Origin of the sequence: Halorarius litoreus (genome assembly GCF_024362405.1) — an archaeon.
In the GTDB taxonomy this organism is placed as follows: Archaea; Halobacteriota; Halobacteria; order Halobacteriales; family Haloarculaceae; genus Halorarius; species Halorarius litoreus.
In genome coordinates this window covers 3,830,560-3,845,781 of the sequence record NZ_CP101454.1, presented here as the reverse complement: position 1 = coordinate 3,845,781, position 15,222 = coordinate 3,830,560, and the positions used below count along the sequence as shown (strand labels likewise).

Here is a 15,222-nt window from a genome sequence, read left to right as displayed (position 1 = left end):
CGATATTTAAATAGTTCTCCCCGCAAGCACGGGTATGGTGGGCGACGACACGTCGACGTCGGGGCTCTCGCCGGACGAGGCCTTCGCGCTCGTCGCGGACGAGACGCGGCTCGGGATCCTGCGGACGCTCAGCAGGGCGGACGAGCCGCTGGCTTTTTCGACGCTGTTCGAGCGCAGCGACTACGACACCCGGTCGAACTTCAGCTATCATCTCGACAAACTCGCGGGGCACTTCATCAGTCGGACCGAAGCGGGCTATGCGATCCGGCAGACGGGCCGCCGGATCGTCGAGGCCGTTCTCTCGGGGACTGTGACCGAAGATCCGATAGTTCACCGGAAACCCACCGACCGGCCGTGTCCCTTCTGTGGGGCACCGGTTGAGGTGAGTTACCAACAGGAGCGCGTCGAACTCTTCTGCACGGAGTGTGCCGGCTTCTTCAGGCAGGAGGCGTCGGGGCCGCAGTTCGCCACCGAGTTCGGAACACTCGGGCACATCTACCTCCCTCCCGCGGGCGTCCAGGGGCGGACACCCACGGAGCTCCACAACGCCGCCGTGGTCTGGTCGAATCTGGAGTCCCTGGGACTCAGCGCCGGCGTGTGTCCACGCTGCTCCGGCACCATCCAGCAGTCGATGACGGTCTGTGAGGACCACGCCACGGAGGGCGTTTGTGCCCACTGTGACCGCCGCTACGCGGCTCTGTTCGAGGTCGAGTGTTCGACCTGTCACTACAGTTCGAGCGGCATTCCCAACCTGTGTCTATTGGCGGAGACGGAACTGCTGGCGTTTCTCACCGACCACGGGCTCAATCCCCTCGTCCCAGAGACCCACGAGCGGGCGCCCGGTGCCCTCGGAGATTACGAGGAGGACATCCGCTCGACTGACCCCGTCGTGGTGGCGTTGACGTTCACCGTCGACGACGACGCCCTGACGTTGACGATCGACGAGGACGTGTCTGTTGTCGATGTGACGAGAGAACGAGGGACAGAGTCGGCCTGATCGTGATGACTGCACTCTCCGTATCTCGCAGGGCGGTACTGACAGAGTTCGAGTAGGACTCCGCGGGCGTGCTGAATAGAAGGCGCGAGTCTGTCACGAGCGATGGTCGCTTACGAGGCGATCGGGCCGGTCGATACAGGGGGAGTATCTACCGATAGATGGGACCCCGTATCGCTGGTATGGGGGCTTTCCATGACTCCCTACTCGAGTGCCCATGAATGGCGCATGGCTTGTTACACGGATAATTCTCAATGATGTCCAAGCGGTAAATATTGCTTTATGTGGTGACAGTTGTAGTGTAGATGGGGAGAAGTTGTTAATCTGGCATTCCACTTCATCCCCTCCTCAACCTTCGGCCCCGTTTTCGCTACTTCGTGCTGCAGCCATCATCACGAATTGAAGCTGATAGACTCGGGTGCGTTCGGTTCGCCCGGGAAATCAGATGGAATCTGAACGCATACCACACCATGACCTCGTGCCGAACTCAGCCTCTATATCTCGCACGCCGCTTCTGATAGGGACGGGTGAAGTTTCTGCGAGCGTGCTGCATTCAGAGGATGAATGCAGCAAAGAGAGTATTGGTCGTCTGCGGATATAACCGATTCAGGAATCTCAGTAAGAACCGCGCAGAGATCAGCAGTTCTGTATTTAGATCAGTGCTCTACTCCGTCACGAGTCACGTCTACTAGCTCCATCCGATCATCGTACGTGAGCCCAAGCACTTCGTCCTCAAACGAAACCAAGATGCGGATGCGGAGAGGGTCCTCTGAGAGGAGTTCTTCCTCGAAATCGAGGAGGATGGCGCGTTGTTCGTATGTGGCGAGGTCGAACTCGATCCCGTGGTTGTAGAAGAACGCGACCACCGCCGGATGTCGTGACGGGTAGAACAACGTCGGCATTCGCCACCGATACTTACACCCCTCACAGACGTGCGAGACGAGCATCTTGAAGATGGATCCACAATGCTCACAGAACTGGTACGCATCCCAATCCGGCTGGTGATCTTCGCAGATATCGACCGAGATGACTGGCATTTCACCCGCACACTCCGGGCAAACCCCGTCCATCACCGAGGCTCGTCGATGAGCACCCCAGATTCGATCCGCCTCGTTGATCTCGTTTGGCGTCCGACCGCGCAACCCCGACGGCGGGAATTCGGACTTGCTGATCACGCCGGGTGGGAACGAGCGGACACACCGCGCCTCGCAGTTGGTACATTCCAGATAGCGCCAGCCCTCCCGGTAGCTCCAGACGGGTTGGCCCCCGCAGTACCAACACGAGATGTCGACTGCGACAGGTTCGATCTCTGGATCGGCGATGGCGGTGCCGGAGAGTACCATCCTGACGATCCGCTTGCCCGATTCCATGAGCTCGTACCCGTCCTCTGTCCGCCGGACGAAGGTCTCCATGAGCTTGTTCAGGTGGTAGTTCAGGCGGCCGGGATCGTCAACGCCGATGCATTCACGGAGGTCGGCGAACCGGATCGGCGTCTCGTCCGTTTGATCCTGGGCTTCCCAGAGGGCTTGTAAGATTTCGAGTCGAGTCTCGTCCGAGAGGAGCTTGAACGCCTCGTTCGCGGTAGATCGGTCCGCCCGTTCCCGATTGCCTGAAATGGGGGGACACATATCCGTACTAGGGGAACACTCGTAATTACTCTTCCCTTGGTACCACACCACATGGACTGGAAGACCCTGTGAGAAGCGATGGCCACCGAGTCTGCTAGGGAGATGTCGTGGCCAGGACCCATACGTCAGTTCCGTTATAGAAGGTGGATTCTATCGACATCCCGATAGAAATGTCGTTCTAATTACGCTTATCTTGGTGGTAGTAGACGGTACGCCTGGAGGTCATCAACAGTGGCGCAAGCACACAAGCTCGATTGTGAAGCAGCGGCGGCCGACTGCCGGTTCATCATCCAATCAGAAGACGAGGCAGAGGCAATCGAACTGGCCAAGCGTCACATGCGGGACGTCCACGGCCAGGACTACACAGCCGAAGAACTCCGAAGTAAACACCTAAAAATCGTGTGAGGAAGTAAAACGATGTCAACTGACACCCAATCGGATCGATTGAACGAAGAGAAACTGAGCGAACTCGTTGAGACGTCGCTCGTCGACCTCGGCGCAACGGTTCACGCCGCACTCGCCGTCATCGGGGACGAGCTCGGGCTGTACGCGGCACTCGATGACGCAGGGCCACTAACCTCCGCTGAGCTCGCCGAGAAAACCGAAACCAACGAACGCTACGTCCGTGAATGGCTGCGCTCGCAGGCCGCCGGCGGGTACGTGACCTACGACCCCGACACTAACCGCTACTACCTCACTCCAGAGCAGGCGCACGTCTTGGCCAACGAGGAAAGCCCCGTGTTCATGCCGGGTGCCTTCCAGCTGGTCGGGTCAGTGGCCAAGATTGGCCCGGAACTCGAGGATGCCTTCCGAACGGGAGCGGGCATCGGCTGGCACGAACACGACGACGACGTGTTCCACGGCACGGAACGCTTCTTCGGACCATCCTACGGGGCGTTCCTACTCGACTGGATCGGAGCGCTCGACGGTATCGATGCCAGGCTGAACGCAGGCGGGAAGATCGTCGACGTGGGGTGTGGTCACGGAGCCCCGACGATTCGCATGGCCGAAGCATACCCCAACTCGACGGTCGTCGGTATCGACTACCACGAGAAATCAATCGAAGTGGCGCGCGAGCGGGCGGCGACCGCGGGCGTGTCCGACCGCGTCACCTTCGAAGTGGCGACCGCGAGAGAGTACTCAGGAACCGAGTACGACCTCGTGACGATGTTCAATTGCTACCATGACATGGGCGACCCGGTCGGTGTGGCAGCTCACGTACTGGAAACGTTGGCCGATGACGGTGCGTGGATGATCGTCGAACCGTATGCCGATGACCAGGTCGAAAACAACCTCACTCCGTTTGGCCGTCTTGGATATTCGATCTCGACGCTGGCCTGTACTCCGAACTCGCTCAGTCAGGATGTCGGTTATGGGCTCGGCGCCCAAGCTGGCGAGGACCAGACCCGCGAGGTCGTTACCGAAGGTGGGTTCACACGCTTCCGCCGGGCGGCCGAGACACCGACCAGCCTCGTCTTTGAAGCGAAGCCGTAACCGTATCGTTGGGAGTACCGATCGACGAGTGGTGGTCGGTCGGCCACCGGCCGTCGGTTACGACATGGTTTCGACGATGTCGCGAAATTCGGCGAGCGTGAACGCTCGGAGCGTCTCGGTCGTCACGTTACCGCTTTCAGCGAGGGCGAGCGCGGCCTGAGCCGCCAACTCGTCGATGACGACGCCATCGTACCTGCTCATCGTGACGAAAAAGTCCCGTCACGTCCCACCGAGAGACTCGACCAGTTCTCTCGCGTGCTCCGTTCGTTCGGGACGGTCTAGTACGTTTTCAACGCCCTTGCTGGGTGAATGTAGTAAAGAACACGTACGGTGGCATCTCGTGCGTCTTTCCGGCGAACGAGGTGATAACCATACCCACGGTGTACTTTCGGAGTTCGAGGCCTCCGATCGGTATATGCGGAGGTCACTTTTCCGCCAATGTCACTACCATTGGCCGTGTAAGACGCACACCCACCTCCCAGCTATATTAGTCCAGGTCGCATGGAACGAACACCTACCGCGTGCTGCATACACGCTCTATATGCAGCACGTCACATCTCTCACACGTCGAATCTCTCAATGGCGTCGAGTAGAACAGTATCGACAGCGCCAGTTCACGCCGAGCCGAGTTCGACGACGTGGGGGCTCCCGGTCCCTTTCTCGACGTGAACGTTACACCGGGTGCCGTCGGCGACGCCCTGCACGACGTACGCGCTGGGTTCGTCGTACGCGCCCTGTTCGAGCGTGATGTCGTCGTAGCCCCGGGCCGCGAGCGCGTCCCGGGCGATCTCGTGTGCCTGCTCGACGGACGTGACTTTCACCGTGTCGCTTCCGAGACTCACGGTCAACACCGGCACGTCGGCGTTGCGGACGACCTGCTCGCTGACGCTCCCGACGACGAACCGGTCGAACCCTTTCCGCCCGTGGGTCCCCATCACGACGAGGTCGATGCCGTGTTTGTCGACGTACTGCATGATCTGGGCGGTGACTTTCCCCTCGAGCAGTTCGGCCTGGAGATCGACGCCAGCGTCCTCGGCCTCACGGCGGGCCTTCTCGAGTGCCTTCTCAGCCCGCTCGACGCGGTCGGCTCGGGCCCCGTCGCGGCCCAGCGGTCCGTTGTCGACGACCGACACGACGTAGACCGTCGCGTCGTACTTGCTGGCGATATCGAGCGCGTTGCGAACCGCGCGTTCGGAGCCGGGCGTGCCGTCAATCGGGACGAGGATTCTGTCGTACATGGGTACCTCTCGAATCGAGGTACGCAGGCCAGAATGATTACCGTAGTGCAGGTTCCCACGCCGTGAGAATCGGCGACGATTCGGCTGGAACGCGCTGATTTTCGGCCGTTCACTCGCTCGGGCTCACCTGCCCGAACCGCTTGGCGGGGAGGAGGAGTTCGTCGAGGTCAGGGAGGTGCTTGACGTTGTAGACGACCTTGAGTTCGTCCGTCATCGGCATCCCGACACACGACAGCCGGATGCCGCGGTCGAGCATCTCCTGGGAGAGCACGTGGTTCGGCGGCTGGTCGAGTTCGCCCTCGACGACCGCGACGGCGCAGTTCGCACACGCCCCGCCGCGACAGGCGTACGGCCACGTGAACCCGCGGTTCTCCGCCCCTTCGAGCAGGCTCTCGCGTGGTTCGACGAGGAGTCGGCCGTAGTCGACCGGGTCGAGCTCGGCTTCGGCGGCCGTCTCGAACAGCTCCGGGTCGTCGAGCGACCAGCCGTGGTCGTCGAGCGCGTCGTAGTTCACGTACTCGACGCGCGTGCCCTCCGGCTCTCTGGGTTCCGGCTGGGGGTCGGTCTCGGGTGCCGTGCCCGCGTCGTCGTCCACCTCGCCGTTGCGGACGGCCTCGTAGGCGGCTTTGACGCGCTGGAACTCGGCGGCCGAGCCGCCGTGGTCCGGGTGCGCCTCCTTCACCCGGTCCCGGTACGCCTCGATTACCGCCCGGTCGTCGGCATCGGGATCGAGTCCGAGAACGTCGAACGGGGACGCCACGCTCTCGGATTGGTATCTCCGGGTTAAATGCTCTCTCATAGCGGCATCGGCGCGCACGGCTCCGTCGTCGGTCCCCTCCCACGACTTCGGGCCACGAAGTCCCGAGAAGTGGGCGACGGCACGGGGACACCCGGCCGTTTCCTCCGAGCGGCTTCACCACACTCAGTGCCACGCCGCCTTTACCCGACTCCCGGCACAGCACCCGGACAGGTGGTTCCGATGAGCGAAGCGCAGATCTCCGACCTCCACGACGCCGCCGCCGACCACTCGCGTATCGAGACGCTGGCCACCGACTGGGAGAGCGTCCTGCAGGCCGCACTCGACCAGTGGCAGGTGTGGGGCTTCGCCCTCGTCACGTTCGGTCTCGCCGCGTTCGGCTTCCTCCACCACGAGGGCTGGTACGGTGAGGCGACGTTCGGGCTCCTGACGCTCGCGGCGCTCGGCTTCGGCGTTCGACAGATGCGCGAGCAGCTCAGGCGGTACTGAGCCGGCCCCGGACCGCTCGCCGTGTGACGCTGTTGGAACCGAGTCACGACGATACTACGGGGTGAGACGTGTAGCGATCACGTCCGTTAGTCCCCCAGGCCCGTCTCAGCCGACTAGCCACCGGGACTGGTCTCAGCCGACGATCGACACCCCGATGAGCGAGCCCACGCCGTACGTGAGCGCGGCGGCGGCGAGCCCGATGGCGACCTGCCGACCACCCGAGAACAGCAGGCTTCGACCCGTCAGGAGGGTGATCCCGGCACCGACGACGAACAGGGCTACCGCGCTCAACACGAGGCTCACCACCACGGCGAGGAGGCCGCTCAGCGCGAAGAACGGCACCACGGGGACGATGGCCCCGAGCGCGAACAGGACGAACGACGCGCCGGCTGCCTCCCACGCGGACCCGCCCAGCTCCTCGGGGTCGATGCCGAGCTCTTCGCGAGCGAGCGTGTCGAGCGCCGTCGTCTCGTCGGCACTCAACTGGTCTGCGAGCTGTTCGGCCTGCGCCCGCGACAGTCCCTTCGCCTCGTAGATGAGCGCCAGTTCGTCCCGCTCCTCGTCGGGCGCGGCCGCGAGTTCGCTCGCTTCGATGGCGATCTGTCGCTGATACAGCTCCCGGGAGCTCTGCACGGAGAGCCACTCACCCATCGCCATCGACCCGGCACCGGCGAGTAGGCCGGCGAGCCCCGTAATCAGGATGGCCGTCGTGTCGAGGGCGGCGCCGGCCACGCCCATCACGAGGCTGAGGTTCGAGACGAGCCCGTCGTTCGCCCCGAGGACGGCAGCCCGGAGCGCGTTCCCGCTCGTCGCTCGGTGGCGGCCCTCGAGACGGGCGAGGACGCTCCCCTCGACGCCACGCCCGGGCGTCTGCTCGATGGCCGCGAGCAACCGGTCGTGCGACCGTTCGTCGGCGGCCATCCCGGTTCCCTCGACCTCGGGTTGCGTCGCGTAGTCCGACCCGCCGGTCGCTTCGCCGGCACGCATCGTCGAGACGACGACCTCCGGGCCGAAGCGGCGCGCCGTCCACGCGAGAACACGTGCGCGCCACGACGGGCGTGCTGCGGGAACGTCGGCCCCCGCCTCGCGCAGTTTCGCCGCCCAGAACGTCGCGTGGTATCGCTCGGTCTCGGCGAGCCGGCGATAGACGCTGGCGAGTTGTGGCTGGGACTCGGCGGTGGCCATTGCCTCGTAGACCGTGGCGCTGTCGACCTCGTCCTGCCGGTTGCGACGGAACCGCGCGAGGTCTTCGGTGCTCGACATGGTGGACGATTCCACTGTCTGGATGTTAGTAATGGGCCATAGAACGCCGCTCTGGCCTCTATCGGCGGCTACTACCACCGGTGGCGGTGGGGGCAGCTCGTAGCCGTTTGCTGCTGGTCCTCCTGTCCGTCAGCTGGGACGGGACCTTCCCCCCACCGCCGCGATACTGACGGCTAATCGATAGATGGTCGCCTGAAACGGGCCAGCTCGCTCCCAGTAGGTCATCGTACTGCACGAACGGAGTGTATAGCAACCTCGGTGTGCATCGTCCGCCGCTCATGCCCGTTTCACGTTCGTCCACCGCTTGACGGCGGTTTCTCTGGACTGTGGGTGTCGTCGGGGTCGCCACGATGTTCGCCTCGCCCAGCAGGCGCTCCGAATCCCCGGGGTCATCGAGGTGGTGAAACTCATGAGCGGGCAGGGGAACCTGCAGGTGAAGGTCGTCGCGAGCGACACTGGCGGACTGAGCCACATCGCCCGGAAACTCACGAATCTGGGGCTCGCCGTCGAAGACGAGGAGTTCATCCAGGCGGAGTACCACCACCCGTTCCACGATTTCGGTCCCGACGACGACCACGAGACGCTCCGGACGGAGATGGAGGCGACGCCGAACGACGAGATCGTGGTCATCGCCGAGGACGCCCCCGTCGCCGACCAGACGCTCCAGGAGGCGAACCGCGCGGGGCTCATCCACGAGGACCTGCTGGTCATCGCTATCCAACGCGGTGACCGCATCCTCACTCCGCGGGGCAATACGGTCCTCAAAGCTGGCGACCGCGTGAAAATATTCTCGCCCGCTCGAATCCCACCGGGTGCCCTCGACACGTTCCAGCAGTCCGAGTGACGATGTCGAGTGTATCTCAGTCGGGCGAACGTACGACCCTGTGGCAGCAAGTCACACACTCTCTCGCAATCTTTTAGCCTGATACTGGTCGTTCAGTGAGTATGGGACGGTACGGTAACCTCAACTATCCGAAACTGACTCGAAACGGCTTCCTGCTCGGCCTCGCGCTACTCGTGCTCTCCATGGGTACCGAGCTTCTGGCACACGGGCTGCACTACACGCTGCCGGCGTGGGAGGAGACCCTCCTGTTCGACGTTGGCATCCTCGGGCTGTTCCTGTTCCTCCTCTCGCCGATCGTATTCGGCATCGTCCTGCCGCTCACCGAATAGCGGGCCTGTCGTGCTCGCGACTGCCGGTCGTTCCCCCGGGTTCTTATATGCGGTGGCTGTACCGACTGCTATGGTCGAGGTCAACATCGGCAGACACGGTGTGATCCTGCTGGTCCTCCTGTTCGCCATCCTGGCGTTCGAAGACGTCCTCGTCTGGATAAACTCGGGGACGCTCCCGGCCGTCGAGTTCTTCGTCGGCCTGTTGCTGGTGTTGGGTGTCGTCGCGTTCGCCATCCGGGAGGCGAACCTCCACCCGCCACCGCGACACTGAGGTCCCACGGCTCGGGATTCGGAGCTGTGAGCCGCGGTGTTCACTCGTTGTCTTCCTCTGTGCGGCGCTTCATCCAGAGTTGCCGGTAGCGCTCCTCGCGTTCACGCTCTGCGAGGTACCCCTCGATGTACCGTTTCTCGGCTTCGAGCTCCGGAAGCAGCCGGTGGTTGAGGTAGTTGACCCGGATACGCAGACGGCGAATCTCTCTGAGTAGGTGTGCGATGACGGCTCGCATCTCGGCGAGCCTGACGACCTCTTCAACTACCTGTTCGTACGCGCGGGCGATTTCGTCATCCAACGAAGACGTCCCGAGGAGACCATACCCCCGCTCATCCACGCGGGTGCTGATGTGGTGGCTCAGAATGAACGGAATCTCGAGCCCGAGCAGTTCCGTCTCGGTGACGATGAGCTCGGGTCGTGTCGCTCTCGCCTTCGCGAGCTCTCTGAGGACGATCTCTCCCTCCCGCTCTGCTCCCAACCGGTGGAGATAGACGACGGCCGCGAACTCCGTCTCGAGTTGTGCTTGTAGTGTCTGTAACCGGTCGAGCAGGTCGAGGAGGATGAAGACGAGCCCGTCACGGCGCCGCTCGAGAATGTGCTCGCCCTTCCGTGCAATCTCGAGCTCTCTCTTGAGTAAGACGAGCTCGTGGTGGGTCGGTGCCACGCGACTCTGCCGCCGGTGTCCCATGACGCCACTCAATGGATGTGCGGGCGTGTAAAGGTGCATTCTGGAGGGGGCGCACGTCGTGTGGGGTTTCTCTGGAGGGGGCGCGAGCCATGCGGGATTTGAACCACGGTCGGACGTGCTCGCTTCGCTGCGCGCGACCTCCCTGCTTCAAATCCCGTGGACGTCGCTCTTGCTCACGTGCGTTCGCAAGAAGCGAGCCCTGAGGGATTTGAACCCCCGGCAACGTGGTCCGAAGCCACGCACTCTGTCCAGGCTGAGCTAAGGGCCCTATCGTCGGGTAGTGCGGTCCCTGACAAAAGCCCTTCCATCCCCATTCCGACGCGTTGAAGCCACGCCCGCTACCACGCCGGGGCATGCAACGGCTCGGCGGACTCCTCGAACTCACGCGCCCGGGCAACGCCGTCCTCTCGGGGCTGCTCACGTTCATCGGCGCGTTCGTCGCCGGGCTCGACGCCGGTGCCGGAGGGCTGCTCGTCGACACCGCCCCCGAGATTCGGGCCGCCGCAGCCGTCGTCGCGACGATGCTCGCCGTCGGCGCGGGCAACGCCATCAACGACTACTTCGACCGGGAGATCGACCGCATCAACGCGCCCGACCGGCCCATCCCTCGGGGCGCAGTCTCTCCTCGCGGGGCGCTCGCGTTCGCCGTCGTGCTGTTCGGGCTCGCGGTCGTGCTCGCCCTGCTGCTGACGCCGCTGGCCATCGGTATCGCGGTCGTGAACCTCCTCGCGCTCGTCGCGTACACGGAGCTGTTCAAGGGGCTGCCGGGCGTCGGCAACGCGCTCGTTGGCTACCTCGGCGGCTCGACGTTCCTGTTCGGTGGGGCCGCGGTGGGAGGCCGGCTCGAACCGGTCGTCGTGCTGTTCCTGCTCGCCGCGCTCGCGACGTTCGCTCGCGAGGTCGTGAAGGACGTCGAGGACGTGGCCGGCGACCGCGAGGAGGGGCTCAACACGCTCCCCATCGCCTACGGTGAGCGGACGGCGTTGGTCGTGGCCGTGGTCGCCCTCGGGCTCGCCCTGCTCGCCAGTCCCGCGCCGTACCTCCTCGGAACGTTCCCGCTCGCGTATCTCGCGGCCGTCCTCCCGGCGGACGCCGTGATGCTCGCGGCCGCCTACTGGAGCTTCGACGACCCGACGCGGGGCCAGACGTGGCTCAAGTACGGCCAGCTGCTCGCGGCCGTCGCGTTCGTCGTCGGCCGGCTCACGGTGTAGAGCCAAGCACAAACGCTAAATGCGCGTCCCGGTCCATTAGAGACGATGCCTGGCCCGTGGCTCCGAGCGTTCGCGCCGCCCACGAGGGTCCCAGATGTATGACCTCGGCGGGTCGTTCGGCGGCCGGACAGTCGAGGCAGGGACGAACCTGTTGCTCTCGGGGCCGCCGCTCTCCGGCAAGGAGGCGTTAGGTTACGAGACACTCGAACACGGTGCGATGGCTGGCGAGGGGAGCATCGTCGTCACCAACACGAACAGCGCCGACCGGGTTCGCCAGATCGCGCCCACGCTGTTCGAACACGATGCCCCGGTCGGCGTCGTCGACTGTATCACGAAACTGCAGGGCTACGGCACCATCGCGGACACCGAACTGGTGCAGTACGCCTCCTCGCCCGAGGACATGACGGGCATCGGTATCAAGTCCTCACAGCTCATCGAGCAGTTCTCCGTCGACCGGGGGCTGACGCACAACCGCGTGCTGTTCGCGTCGGTATCGACGCTGCTCCACTACTCGACGCTCCAGACGGTATTTCGCTTCCTCCACGTTCTCACCGCCCGCATCGAGAACACCGATGCTATCGGGCTGTTCCTCGTCGAGGCGGGCGTGCACGACAGCGAGACGGTGACCACCATCTCCCGCCTGTTCGACGGGATGCTGCAGGTCGACGCCGACGGGTCGGTCACCGCTCGGTTCCGGTGAGCGGGTGGCGAACGTGACGCGAGGTGCGCACGACCACACAGGCTTTTCCCCTTCCACGCGCGTCGGTTCGGTATGGCATCCACGAGTGACGTCGACCTGAACGAGGTACTCGACGCAGAGACCATCGCCGTCGTGGGCTGTTCGGCGACGCCCGGCAAGGCGGCCCACGGTGTCCCGAAGTACATGAAGGACCACGGCTACCGCATCATCCCGGTGAACCCGTACGCCGACGAGGTGTTCGGCATCGAAGCGTACGACTCACTCGACGAGGTCGACGAGCACATCGACATCGTGGACGTGTTCCGACCGAGCGACGAGGCGCCGGGCATCGTCGACCAGGTGCTCAGCCGCGACGACGTGGACACGGTGTGGCTCCAGCTCGGCATTCGACACGACGAGGCTGGCGAGCGCGTCCGAGAGTCGGGCCGGACGTTCGTCCAGGACAAGTGCCTGAAAGTCGTACACCGGCGGCTCCGCGGGTAGCTACGAGTCGTCGCGATCCCCGGCGACGCAGTCGGCGAGCGGCTCGATGACCTCGTCGGCGACCTGGTAGGGGTCCGTCTCCTTCGCGAGGACGCTGTCGACGAACGACTCGATGCCGCCGCGAGCGTCGAGCTCCTGCTGGATGAGGTCGGCGGTGTCCTCGCGCAACAGCGCGCGGATCTCCTCGGCGTAGCGACTCCGGAGCTTCGCGTCGAGTTCGCCGGTCGTCTCCAGCCACGTCCGGTGGTCCGCCAGCGTCTCCAGGAAGTCCTCGACGCCCTCGCCGGTGTTCGCCACCGTCTCGACGACGGGTGGCTGCCACTCGTCGTCCGCGTCGTCGGCCTCCGGTTCGTCCTCGTCGTCGCCCCCGAAACTGCTTACGGCGACGCCGTGGTGCCCACCACCGGCGAGCGGGGAGGCGTCGCGCATGTGGATCATCTCGCGGAGCTCCTGGACCGTTCTCGCCGCGCCGTCGAGGTCGGCTTTGTTGACGACGAACACGTCGCCGATCTCGAGGATGCCCGCCTTCAGCATCTGCACGTCGTCGCCCGACGACGGCGGGACGAGCACCGCGACCGTGTCGGCGGTCTTCACGATGTCCACCTCGTTCTGTCCCGCCCCGACCGTCTCGATGATGATCTTGTCCTTGCCGAACGCGTCGAGCGCCTTCACGGCGTCCGTCGTCGCGGTCGACAGTCCGCCGAGTGTCCCACGGGCGGACATCGAGCGGAAGAACACGTCCATGTCGCCAACGTTCGAGGCCATCCGGATGCGGTCACCCAGCACCGCCCCACCGGTGAACGGCGAGGAGGGGTCGATGGCGATGATGCCGACGGTGTGGCCCCGTTCGCGGTAGATGGCGGCCATCTTGTCGACGAGCGTCGACTTGCCCGCGCCGGGCGAGCCCGTGATACCGACGACGTCGGCGTCGCCGGTATGTTCGTGGAGTCGGCTGACGAGCTCGCGGTAGCCCGGCGACCGGTTCTCGATCTTCGTGATAACCCGCGCGAGCGCCCGGTGTTTGCCAGCGAGCAGGTCGTCGAGCAGGTCGTCCCCGCCGTCGGTCATCGCTCGGGGGCGTGCCCGCGGACGAACGAGATGGTCTCCTCCATCGTCGCGCCCGGCCCGAAGATTTCGGCGACGCCCTGCTCGCGAAGGGCAGCGCGGTCCTCCTCGGGGATGATGCCGCCGAGGATGAGCAGCGTGTCGTCGAACGCGTCGTACTCCTTCAGGCCCTCGATGACCTTCGGGACGAGCGTGTTGTGCGCACCCGAGAGAATCGAGATGCCGATGACGTCGACGTCCTCCTGGACTGCCGCCTGTACGATTTCGTCGGGCGCCTTGTGCAGTCCGGAGTAGATGACCTCGAACCCCGCGTCCCGGAAGGCACGGGCGATAACGTGTGCGCCGCGGTCGTGGCCGTCGAGCCCGACCTTGGCGACGAGACACCGGATGGTCCGTTCCTCCTGTTCCGTACTCATACACACCTCTTCCGTGCCACTGACTTTCACTCTAACGGAGTGTTCGGCGTCCTTCACTACGATTGTCCAAAAACAAGTGGCCTTTACTCACCCCCGGGACTCGGGTGTGGTCAGGTGCTCGGCATGTCGACGACGCCGACCTGCGTGAGCAGGCCGAGGGTGTCGAGGTTGGACCAGCTCTCGACCATCTTGCCGTCCTCGTAGCGGGCGATGGTCGTCCCGGAGATCTCGACGGACCTGTCCGTCGCGGGGATGCCCATGAACTCGCCGTCGTGGGTCCCGCTGAAGTTCGTCCGCGTGCAGACGAGGTCGTCCTGTCCGAAACAGAACGCCGTCTCGGCCTTCAGGTCGGAGAAACCGTCGAGGACCGACTTCATGTAGGCACGGTACGCGTCGATACCCTTGATCTCTGTCTCGCCAGGTACGTCGTGGACGACGCAGTCAGCAGCACAGAGCTCGTCGAGGGCGTCCAGGTCGCGCTCGTTGAACACCTCGGCGGTGAACCGCTCGCTCATCTCGATGTTCTCGGCGGTGGGGGAGGCGATAGCCATCTCATTTCACCGCAGACTACATGGTTCGGAACCAGGTTAACTGATGTGGTGTATGTTGACACATGTCTTTGTTGTGACCGACCGGAAGCGGAACCGCTACGTGAGTCGCGTCACAAGGGCGGGTATGGCAACCGCGGACGCCGGTCCAGAGTTCGTCAGGGAGTATCCGCTGACGGTCGTCGCCGCGCTCACGCTCGTCGGCTACACGCTCGTCATCGGCACGCTGTACGTCGGCCTCCCCATCTACCCGGACATCGGACTCGCGACGGTCAACCTCCTGTCGCACGCAATCGCCGTCATCAACACCGTCACCGTCGCCCTCCTGCTGTGGGGGTATAAGCTCATCAAGGACGGCGACGTCGAGCGCCATCGGACGGCGATGGTCGCGGCGTTCGGCCTCATCGTGGTGTTCCTCGTCCTGTATCTCCTGAAAACGGGCGGTGGCGGCCGCAAGGACTTCCTCGGCCCGCAGACGGCGTACTACGCCTATCTCGTGATGCTCGGCATCCACATCGTGCTGTCTGCGCTTTCGGTCCCGCTCGTGCTCTACAACATCGTCGTCGGGCTCACCCACTCGACGGAGAAGATTCGTGAGACGGCACACGCCCGCGTCGGCCGCATCGCCGTGGCGGTCTGGAGCCTCTCGCTCTCGCTGGGCGTGGTCGCGTACGTCCTGTTGAACCACGTCTACGACTACGAGTTCGTCCCGGCGGTCGTCTCCCTCGTGTAGCCGCTCGGTTCAAATACTCCTCGACGCTTACCTCTGGTTAGTGTGTGGCGACCTGTCACACTCGCACCATC

Annotated in this window: 19 protein-coding genes, 1 tRNA gene and 1 pseudogene; 11 read left to right on the top strand and 10 right to left on the bottom strand. The window is 64.2% G+C overall.

The genetic code is table 11. The features are described 5' to 3' along the window. Window positions 1-34: 34 nt before the first annotated feature. Window positions 35-997, top strand: coding sequence for a DUF7351 domain-containing protein (locus NL126_RS20155; protein ID WP_255196678.1), 963 nt, complete (start codon window positions 35-37; stop codon window positions 995-997). A gap of 653 nt (window positions 998-1,650) precedes the next feature. On the opposite strand, the gene NL126_RS20150 is transcribed toward NL126_RS20155, so the two are convergent. Next, on the bottom strand, window positions 1,651-2,622 hold the full coding sequence (locus tag NL126_RS20150; protein ID WP_255196677.1) for a winged helix-turn-helix domain-containing protein: 972 nt from the start codon (window positions 2,620-2,622) through the stop codon (window positions 1,651-1,653). A 231-nt stretch (window positions 2,623-2,853) separates the two neighbouring features. On the opposite strand from NL126_RS20150, the gene NL126_RS20145 reads away from it, so the two are divergent. Both NL126_RS20145 and NL126_RS20140 read left to right on the top strand, forming a co-directional pair. Then, on the top strand, window positions 2,854-3,027 hold the full coding sequence (locus NL126_RS20145) for a DUF1059 domain-containing protein (RefSeq protein ID WP_255196676.1): 174 nt from the start codon (window positions 2,854-2,856) through the stop codon (window positions 3,025-3,027). 12 nt (window positions 3,028-3,039) lie between these two features. Continuing rightward, complete coding sequence (locus NL126_RS20140) at window positions 3,040-4,116, top strand: class I SAM-dependent methyltransferase (RefSeq protein WP_255196675.1); 1,077 nt, start codon at window positions 3,040-3,042, stop codon at window positions 4,114-4,116. A 57-nt stretch (window positions 4,117-4,173) separates the two neighbouring features. On the opposite strand, the pseudogene NL126_RS20135 reads toward NL126_RS20140, so the two are convergent. From NL126_RS20135 to fer, 3 genes and pseudogenes are all read right to left on the bottom strand, one after another. After that, window positions 4,174-4,320: pseudogene (locus tag NL126_RS20135) on the bottom strand (GYD domain-containing protein); the annotation flags it as partial. Between the two features lie 410 nt (window positions 4,321-4,730). Beyond that, window positions 4,731-5,354 carry a universal stress protein gene (locus NL126_RS20130; RefSeq protein WP_255196674.1) on the bottom strand — a complete coding sequence of 208 codons (624 nt, stop codon included), beginning with the start codon at window positions 5,352-5,354 and terminating at the stop codon, window positions 4,731-4,733. 109 nt (window positions 5,355-5,463) lie between these two features. Continuing rightward, window positions 5,464-6,114 carry a ferredoxin Fer gene (gene fer, locus NL126_RS20125; protein WP_255196673.1) on the bottom strand — a complete coding sequence of 217 codons (651 nt, stop codon included), beginning with the start codon at window positions 6,112-6,114 and terminating at the stop codon, window positions 5,464-5,466. Between the two features lie 219 nt (window positions 6,115-6,333). Between fer and NL126_RS20120 the strand changes: the two genes are divergently transcribed. Next, the gene (locus NL126_RS20120; protein WP_255196672.1) at window positions 6,334-6,600 is read left to right on the top strand and encodes a hypothetical protein; all 267 of its coding nucleotides are present in this window, start codon (window positions 6,334-6,336) and stop codon (window positions 6,598-6,600) included. 132 nt (window positions 6,601-6,732) lie between these two features. Here NL126_RS20120 and NL126_RS20115 read toward each other — a convergent pair whose 3' ends face one another. Next, window positions 6,733-7,863 carry a VIT1/CCC1 transporter family protein gene (locus NL126_RS20115; protein ID WP_255196671.1) on the bottom strand — a complete coding sequence of 377 codons (1,131 nt, stop codon included), beginning with the start codon at window positions 7,861-7,863 and terminating at the stop codon, window positions 6,733-6,735. A 409-nt stretch (window positions 7,864-8,272) separates the two neighbouring features. Between NL126_RS20115 and NL126_RS20110 the strand changes: the two genes are divergently transcribed. From NL126_RS20110 to NL126_RS20100, 3 genes are all read left to right on the top strand, one after another. Next, entirely contained in the window at window positions 8,273-8,707 is a 435-nt protein-coding gene (locus tag NL126_RS20110) for a TrkA C-terminal domain-containing protein (RefSeq protein ID WP_255196670.1), read from the top strand. A 101-nt stretch (window positions 8,708-8,808) separates the two neighbouring features. Further along, window positions 8,809-9,036, top strand: a complete 228-nt coding sequence (locus tag NL126_RS20105; protein WP_255196669.1) for a DUF7860 family protein — start codon at window positions 8,809-8,811, stop codon at window positions 9,034-9,036. A gap of 70 nt (window positions 9,037-9,106) precedes the next feature. Then, a complete protein-coding gene (locus NL126_RS20100) occupies window positions 9,107-9,307 on the top strand; it encodes a hypothetical protein (RefSeq protein WP_255196668.1) in 201 nt (66 codons plus the stop codon). Window positions 9,308-9,347: 40 nt separating this feature from the next. Here NL126_RS20100 and NL126_RS20095 read toward each other — a convergent pair whose 3' ends face one another. After that, window positions 9,348-9,995 carry a V-type ATP synthase subunit D gene (locus NL126_RS20095; RefSeq protein ID WP_255196667.1) on the bottom strand — a complete coding sequence of 216 codons (648 nt, stop codon included), beginning with the start codon at window positions 9,993-9,995 and terminating at the stop codon, window positions 9,348-9,350. 193 nt (window positions 9,996-10,188) lie between these two features. Continuing rightward, window positions 10,189-10,263: transfer RNA gene (locus NL126_RS20090), tRNA-Arg, on the bottom strand. An 85-nt stretch (window positions 10,264-10,348) separates the two neighbouring features. On the opposite strand from NL126_RS20090, the gene NL126_RS20085 reads away from it, so the two are divergent. From NL126_RS20085 to NL126_RS20075, 3 genes are all read left to right on the top strand, one after another. Continuing rightward, window positions 10,349-11,206: a geranylgeranylglycerol-phosphate geranylgeranyltransferase gene (locus tag NL126_RS20085; protein ID WP_255196666.1), complete on the top strand. Its 858-nt coding sequence runs from the start codon at window positions 10,349-10,351 to the stop codon at window positions 11,204-11,206. Window positions 11,207-11,300: 94 nt separating this feature from the next. Next, entirely contained in the window at window positions 11,301-11,906 is a 606-nt protein-coding gene (locus tag NL126_RS20080; RefSeq protein WP_255196665.1) for an RAD55 family ATPase, read from the top strand. A gap of 72 nt (window positions 11,907-11,978) precedes the next feature. Next, entirely contained in the window at window positions 11,979-12,389 is a 411-nt protein-coding gene (locus NL126_RS20075; RefSeq protein WP_255196664.1) for a CoA-binding protein, read from the top strand. Here NL126_RS20075 and meaB read toward each other — a convergent pair whose 3' ends face one another. The 3 genes from meaB to NL126_RS20060 form a co-directional block, all read right to left on the bottom strand. Then, on the bottom strand, window positions 12,390-13,457 hold the full coding sequence (gene meaB, locus NL126_RS20070; RefSeq protein ID WP_255196663.1) for a methylmalonyl Co-A mutase-associated GTPase MeaB: 1,068 nt from the start codon (window positions 13,455-13,457) through the stop codon (window positions 12,390-12,392). It abuts the gene before it with no gap. Further along, complete coding sequence (locus tag NL126_RS20065) at window positions 13,454-13,870, bottom strand: cobalamin B12-binding domain-containing protein (protein WP_255196662.1); 417 nt, start codon at window positions 13,868-13,870, stop codon at window positions 13,454-13,456. Before NL126_RS20065 ends, meaB begins: the two co-directional genes overlap by 4 nt. Window positions 13,871-13,980: 110 nt before the next feature. Next, window positions 13,981-14,421: an ester cyclase gene (locus NL126_RS20060; protein WP_255196661.1), complete on the bottom strand. Its 441-nt coding sequence runs from the start codon at window positions 14,419-14,421 to the stop codon at window positions 13,981-13,983. A gap of 124 nt (window positions 14,422-14,545) precedes the next feature. Between NL126_RS20060 and NL126_RS20055 the strand changes: the two genes are divergently transcribed. Continuing rightward, entirely contained in the window at window positions 14,546-15,151 is a 606-nt protein-coding gene (locus NL126_RS20055) for a DUF420 domain-containing protein (protein WP_255196660.1), read from the top strand. Window positions 15,152-15,222: the final 71 nt, after the last annotated feature.

Coding starts and splice junctions, on each gene's coding strand:
- NL126_RS20155 (WP_255196678.1), top strand. CDS start 35: ATGGTGGGCGACGACACGTCGACGTCGGGGCTCTCGCCGGACGAGGCC.
- NL126_RS20150 (WP_255196677.1), bottom strand. CDS start 2,622: ATGTGTCCCCCCATTTCAGGCAATCGGGAACGGGCGGACCGATCTACC.
- NL126_RS20140 (WP_255196675.1), top strand. CDS start 3,040: ATGTCAACTGACACCCAATCGGATCGATTGAACGAAGAGAAACTGAGC.
- NL126_RS20130 (WP_255196674.1), bottom strand. CDS start 5,354: ATGTACGACAGAATCCTCGTCCCGATTGACGGCACGCCCGGCTCCGAA.
- NL126_RS20120 (WP_255196672.1), top strand. CDS start 6,334: ATGAGCGAAGCGCAGATCTCCGACCTCCACGACGCCGCCGCCGACCAC.
- NL126_RS20115 (WP_255196671.1), bottom strand. CDS start 7,863: ATGTCGAGCACCGAAGACCTCGCGCGGTTCCGTCGCAACCGGCAGGAC.
- NL126_RS20110 (WP_255196670.1), top strand. CDS start 8,273: ATGAGCGGGCAGGGGAACCTGCAGGTGAAGGTCGTCGCGAGCGACACT.
- NL126_RS20105 (WP_255196669.1), top strand. CDS start 8,809: ATGGGACGGTACGGTAACCTCAACTATCCGAAACTGACTCGAAACGGC.
- NL126_RS20100 (WP_255196668.1), top strand. CDS start 9,107: ATGGTCGAGGTCAACATCGGCAGACACGGTGTGATCCTGCTGGTCCTC.
- NL126_RS20095 (WP_255196667.1), bottom strand. CDS start 9,995: ATGGGACACCGGCGGCAGAGTCGCGTGGCACCGACCCACCACGAGCTC.
- NL126_RS20085 (WP_255196666.1), top strand. CDS start 10,349: ATGCAACGGCTCGGCGGACTCCTCGAACTCACGCGCCCGGGCAACGCC.
- NL126_RS20080 (WP_255196665.1), top strand. CDS start 11,301: ATGTATGACCTCGGCGGGTCGTTCGGCGGCCGGACAGTCGAGGCAGGG.
- NL126_RS20075 (WP_255196664.1), top strand. CDS start 11,979: ATGGCATCCACGAGTGACGTCGACCTGAACGAGGTACTCGACGCAGAG.
- meaB (WP_255196663.1), bottom strand. CDS start 13,457: ATGACCGACGGCGGGGACGACCTGCTCGACGACCTGCTCGCTGGCAAA.
- NL126_RS20065 (WP_255196662.1), bottom strand. CDS start 13,870: ATGAGTACGGAACAGGAGGAACGGACCATCCGGTGTCTCGTCGCCAAG.
- NL126_RS20060 (WP_255196661.1), bottom strand. CDS start 14,421: ATGGCTATCGCCTCCCCCACCGCCGAGAACATCGAGATGAGCGAGCGG.
- NL126_RS20055 (WP_255196660.1), top strand. CDS start 14,546: ATGGCAACCGCGGACGCCGGTCCAGAGTTCGTCAGGGAGTATCCGCTG.